We start from the raw sequence: 5,463 nt of genomic DNA, 5'->3' as shown, positions 1-5,463 counted from the left end.
GATTCCCTAAAATTAAACAAACTGTTAAACATTTGTTTAATAGTTTGTCGAAGAGCATTTTGTTAAATAGATGAGTAAAACAAGATTTTAATGTAAAGAGGATTCCCTTTAATAGCTTTTCAGCTTCGTCAAAATTTGCAGTTTCTTATTGCGCAGACCGAGCAAAGCTGAAAGGTCTGCGCAATTTAATTATGACCACTATCGTTAAGTAGAGAGTCATAATTAAATGGTCTGTCAACGGTAAGCGGACGGAATGAAGCGAAAGCGAAATGAAGGAGCATTAAGGAGTTGACAGACTCACAATGCAACCCTCTTGTTGGTTTCAAACGGTACCCGTTTGATCCTGCCAACCGGCGAGGGAGCCCCTCAAGGATTGAGGGGTTGGGGAGTTGGATGGAGGGGGTCTGGGGAAAAGTTCCCCAGTGGGTTTGGGCAACGCCCAAGGTATGGGGGAGTTTGTAGGGGGCTTGCCCCCTCAAGGTCTTATGGGACGTTTACGTCACATCAAGCAGTATTTGGGTACCAAATACGAAGCTTGCTCATCCGACTGATTTTTACTATAATGGGAGTACAAATGTACGACAATTATAGTAAAAATCTTATGCCCAGCGGGCATACTACGGAGGATGCGGGTTTTATGAGCGAGAAGAGATCAGAGCCGAAACAAATTAAATTTCGGGTAACAGAAAACGAATTCGAACGGTTGACGCTTATGGCGGATAACGTTGGAATGAGTGTGCCGGCTTTTGTGAAAGCCAAGGCACAAGGGATGAGAGTAAGACAACCAAAAATAGATAGACAAGGGGCATTGGAAATTGCACGGGAACTTCGAAAGGTGGGTACCAATGTTAATCAAATTGCGAGATGGTGTAACAAACGAACAGAAGTGAGCCAAGAAGAATTAAAAAGATTACATGTAAATTTGGAAGAAATAAAGAAAAGGTTGGAACAAGGATGGCAACAATTAAGTTAGGGAAAGCTTCTCAATCAGCAGTAGGCACATTAAAATATTGTGAACAAAAAGCAGTAGTGAAAAGTGGAAAAGATTGTGATGTAGAATTTGCACAAAGACAATTTAAAACAACGAGAGATTTATTTGGCCAAGATAAAGGAAGGCAAGCATATATGGTCATTCAATCATTTAAGCCTGGAGAAGTAACAGTTGAAAGTGCAAATGAAATAGGATTAGAATTTGCAGAGAAATGTTTTAAAGGACATGAGGTGGCAGTATATACTCATACAGATAAGGAACATATCCATAATCATTTAGTTGTGAATAGCGTTCATTTTGAGACGGGTAGAAAGCTCCAGATCAACAAGAAAGACATTTATGAGCTACAAGCCTATAACGACCAAATCGCGCGTAATAGAGGACTCTCTGTGCTTGATAATAAAGAAAAAGCGAAAGAGCGGTATGTAAGGACAGATTACGAGTTACATAACAAAGGGAAACTATCGTATAGAGAAGAGATTAAAAACAAAGTGTTAGATGAATTGCCAAAAGCAATGGATATGAATGAGTTTACAAGATTGTTATCACAAAGAAATATTAAAATCTATGAGTTTGGAAAAAAAGAGAAAAAAATCGGTTATAAGTTGACAGATAAAGAAGGGAACTTACTTTTAAAAGTAAGTGGGAAAAAATTAGGACAAGATTATGAAAGGGGAACGATTGTATATGCCATTGAACAGAATAGAGAACGTGGGGGAATTGTCGAGAGAACATTCGATTGGGGATCCGTTGCAGCTGAACTTGAAAATCAAGGAACTCGAATATCAGAACGTATTGTTGATGGAATCCCTTCAGAAATACAAGAACGAATCAGAGAAGCAAAACAACGAGTTGAGGGAAGAAGTCAAAAAGCATCTGGAATCAATGAACAAGTTGAGAACGGACATGATCAAAGCATTCAATCACATGTACAAGAACACAAATCAAGTCACGCAAGAAGTGAGCAACCAATTAGGACAAATCGTAAACCAGAACGAGATTTTGAAAGATAGTTTAAGTGAAGTATTACAAGAGGGAATTGGAGAGAAAGTAAAAAGTGTATCGGAAGAGATTGAAAGTTATGGGAAACAAGTCAATCAAACATTGAAAAATATGAATAGTGAAATACGAGAACCGATTCAGAAGCATGGTGTAAGGTTAAAAAGATTATCAGAGGAATTACAACAAAACTATACTACACATATGTGGAAAAGCACGTTTCGAGATGGATTGGTAACCGTAAATTTATTTGCAACACCTATTTTAATTATTAGTTTTCTTGTATGGTTTTTTTGGTTTAATTAATTTATGTTTGTAATCTATTAAATAGTCTCAGAGATATCTTAGAAGTATTACAATAAAAACCCATTCATTCAATAGTTAAAACGCAATAGAAGTGAGTTTGAGAGTTTTGAGAGGTATTTTGTTACAGTGTGGGATGTTTCAATGTTTTTTTGATGGCATATTATATAAAAAAATTACAGAAAAAAAGTCCATTTAGATGGACTTTTTTGTAACAAGGAAGTATTAACTTGTAAACCATTTTACATGTACACAATCATTATATCAAACCGAAAATACACTTGTTGGATTTTTTAGTTCTTTCTTAGAAAAATATAAGGAATAAGTGTTTTTATGATAAGATTAGATTGAAAATGGAAGTGGGTTCAAGTTGTTGTTTGAATGAACGGTATATAAAAAAACCAATTCTTTTACACGGGAATTGGTTTTTTTGGTGTGCAATTATTGGTTTAAGGAGATTAGTCTGTATCATGATTGAGCATATCATAAAAAGCAAGAAAATTCAAAATTTTAATAGAAGCTATTATATGATGTGAAAATGTAGGTTTTTTTATTTACTAATTAATAATTAGTAATCAGTAATCAGTATTATTCTTTTGCTAATCTAGAATAAAAAATAATTAATAATGTAATACCCGAACTTAAAATCATTGATATAAATATTATTAAATTATGTAATAGATAGAATGTTAATATGCTCCATGCTGTCAATATTAAAAATATTAAGAATAAAAACAAATTAGGTTTTTTATATTTTATTTTCTTGATATAAAGTAGTAACAGCATTATAGGAATAGTATATGCAATGAATAATAAAATATTTTTTTGATCATTTGGGTTTTTTATATCAAATCCCATAATAATAATTACTATTAAAATAATTAGCATAAATAGTATTTCATTTATTTTTTTCATGACTTAGCACTCCTTTATGAAAATTTTAAATATTACACAAATATACAATAAAATGATATGATTGAAAACAAGGATATTTCCAACTAAAGGTTAAAATTTAAAAATATGTAATTTTATATTTGTAGTTTTTTAGAAATGTTGGATATAGCCTATATATTACATAAAGGTGGAGGGTTTATTTTGAAAAAAGTTCTTGGTATTTTGTTTAGTTTAGTTTTAATGTTAGGTTTTAGTTTACCTTCTTACGCTAGTGCATCAATGCTTAATAAAGAAGATTGTCAGCAATGTAATAAGGAACCTTTAAGTAAAGAAGATATAAGAAAAGATGGTGGAATAGTTAAAGATGTTAAAATTAATGATGAAAATTATCAACTTGGAATAGAAATAGCTCAATCTAATTTAGAAGAAACAACTATTATTGATGAAAAAGGATTTGTAAAATCAGCGTATATTAATGCTGAACAAGCTGGCGTTAGTGAAAAAGCATATCAAGCATATTTACAAACTTTAGATTTTTTCAATGTTGAAATTAAAAAAGGTACTATAAAAATGGATAAGGGATTAACAATTGTAAGTTATGAACCTGCTAAGATGGAATTTGAGAAAAATGTAAATAGAGTAAAGGTTTTTGGGACTACTCATTTTTATCTTTCAAATTCTGATTTATCTAAAGTAAATAAAGTAATTGCATTTGGGGGCTCAGCTTCAGCGTTAGCAGCAGCTTTAGGAGTGGCTGTTGGAGTAGCAGCTCCTATTCTTGCAGCGGCAGCTTTTCTAGGTGCAGGGTTAAATCTATGTAATTGGAATGATAAGGGGATTATTTTGGCACATATTAATAATATGTGGTCATGCACTCCAGCTAAATAGATTGATTTAAGTTTTAGAAAAAACCTCTCAAATCTTTGAGAGGTTTTTTAAAATTTGACATCTATTTTTATAAATATAAAAAGTCAGACAAAATACAACAAAAAAAGCCATTCATGCTATAATTGAGTTGTCTACGCTACAACTATAGTGAAGAGGCTTTTTTTACTTTTAAAAGATTATTAGAGTATCAAACTTCAAAGAAAATAATTCTAATTACATAATAACAAAAGAAAAGTCTCTTCGCTAGTTGTAAATACTAGAAATGAGGAGAAGGACATGCCAAACACTATTGAATTTAAACAAGTTGAGAAAAGTGCAAAATTACGTGATTTTGAGAATGAAAAAGAAAAATTCAAACAAGATCATAATGGAATTAACGAAGAAGAAGTTAATAAAGCAATGCAAGTATTAAGCAAAGCGACAGGCGGTAAAGAAATATTTATAGGTACAAAACGCTCTTCAATTTCAAAAGTGAAATTTGTTCAATCAATGCAGGAAAATTTACATTTTTTATATGAAAAAGAGTACTTAACGGGTAGGGAGAAAATTTTCTTAATGGAAATTATGCCTTATATAGCTTTTTCAAGTAACTGTATTGTTCTTGATATAAAAATTAAAAATCCTGTTCCTGCAAATATTTCAGAGATTGCTAAACTAATTAAGAGTAATCGCTCAAATACAAGTACAGTTATCAATTCTTTAAAGAAAAAAGGGATTTTAGCTAAAGCAGAATCTGGTATTGAAGATAATAATGCTAAGGCATATGCGATTTATATAAATCCACATATCATGTATACCGGTGATAAAGATAATGTACATGATATTTTAAGAACAATGTTTTATAAATCCATGAAAATGCCAATATTGAAGAATCTTCCCAATAGATTTTTTTAAAAAAATGTACTTGACTTTCTTGTTAAGTACATTTTTTTATGTTTTCGTGTGTTGCATTTTTACAACACACCTGTTGCATTTTTACAACACACGAAAAACCGTATAAACACTGTTATATCAGTGTTTATTTAACTTTAAAAACATGCTCTCTTCTCACTCTCTATATAAGAGCTAAAAGTTCCGCAAGGAACAGGTTGTATTTTCTTTCGCTATGCTACAGAAAATCTCCACCTTTTGGGAAAGGCTACTCCACTTCGTTACATAACCATCCCAATCCTTGCCCAACTTTTTTCGGCACGTGTAATGTTATTACCAAGCCGACAGACGAAAAAGGAAATATTGTTTCATCAGCTTGGATTTGCAAGTATACGTGCCGAACCGCTTTTACTAGCGTTCTTAAATTGCTATTATTCTATTTTTTATGACGTAGATCATGGGGGCTAGCCCCCAAACCCCCAACCAGCCTCTGCCAAAAAAGAAAGGGAAACCTGTTG

General features: G+C 32.2%; 6 protein-coding genes. 5 read left to right on the top strand and 1 reads right to left on the bottom strand.

Features of this window, described 5'->3' with window-relative positions; translation table 11 throughout:
* Positions 1-637: 637 nt before the first annotated feature.
* From MHH55_RS36120 to MHH55_RS36110, 3 genes are read left to right on the top strand one after another with little or no spacing between them, the layout of a single operon-like run.
* A complete protein-coding gene (locus MHH55_RS36120; RefSeq protein WP_340882912.1) occupies positions 638-973 on the top strand; it encodes a MobC family plasmid mobilization relaxosome protein in 336 nt (111 codons plus the stop codon).
* Positions 955-2,004 (top strand): relaxase/mobilization nuclease domain-containing protein, encoded by a 1,050-nt coding sequence (locus tag MHH55_RS36115; protein ID WP_340882911.1) that lies wholly within the window; start codon positions 955-957, stop codon positions 2,002-2,004. The genes MHH55_RS36120 and MHH55_RS36115 overlap by 19 nt, the downstream gene beginning before the upstream one ends.
* On the top strand, positions 1,994-2,296 hold the full coding sequence (locus MHH55_RS36110) for an RNA-binding protein (RefSeq protein ID WP_340882909.1): 303 nt from the start codon (positions 1,994-1,996) through the stop codon (positions 2,294-2,296). Before MHH55_RS36115 ends, MHH55_RS36110 begins: the two co-directional genes overlap by 11 nt.
* Before the next feature lie 585 nt (positions 2,297-2,881).
* Here the strand turns inward: MHH55_RS36110 and MHH55_RS36105 are convergent.
* Positions 2,882-3,208, bottom strand: coding sequence for a hypothetical protein (locus MHH55_RS36105; protein WP_340882907.1), 327 nt, complete (start codon positions 3,206-3,208; stop codon positions 2,882-2,884).
* Between the two features lie 180 nt (positions 3,209-3,388).
* Between MHH55_RS36105 and MHH55_RS36100 the strand changes: the two genes are divergently transcribed.
* Positions 3,389-4,075, top strand: coding sequence for a hypothetical protein (locus MHH55_RS36100; RefSeq protein ID WP_340882905.1), 687 nt, complete (start codon positions 3,389-3,391; stop codon positions 4,073-4,075).
* A gap of 276 nt (positions 4,076-4,351) precedes the next feature.
* Positions 4,352-4,969 (top strand): MarR family transcriptional regulator, encoded by a 618-nt coding sequence (locus MHH55_RS36095; RefSeq protein ID WP_340882903.1) that lies wholly within the window; start codon positions 4,352-4,354, stop codon positions 4,967-4,969.
* Positions 4,970-5,463 lie beyond the last annotated feature (494 nt).

The organism is Bacillus sp. FSL K6-2944, assembly GCF_038005385.1.
Lineage (GTDB): Bacteria > Bacillota > Bacilli > Bacillales > Bacillaceae_G > Bacillus_A > Bacillus_A cereus.
Note: the sequence above shows the minus strand (reverse complement) of the source record. Positions and strands in the feature narration are given on the sequence as shown.

What these genes read in the sequence shown, in the direction of transcription:
- MHH55_RS36105 (WP_340882907.1), bottom strand. Translation starts at nt 3,208, where the DNA reads ATGAAAAAAATAAATGAAATACTATTTATGCTAATTATTTTAATAGTA.
- MHH55_RS36095 (WP_340882903.1), top strand. Translation starts at nt 4,352, where the DNA reads ATGCCAAACACTATTGAATTTAAACAAGTTGAGAAAAGTGCAAAATTA.
- MHH55_RS36120 (WP_340882912.1), top strand. Translation starts at nt 638, where the DNA reads ATGAGCGAGAAGAGATCAGAGCCGAAACAAATTAAATTTCGGGTAACA.
- MHH55_RS36115 (WP_340882911.1), top strand. Translation starts at nt 955, where the DNA reads ATGGCAACAATTAAGTTAGGGAAAGCTTCTCAATCAGCAGTAGGCACA.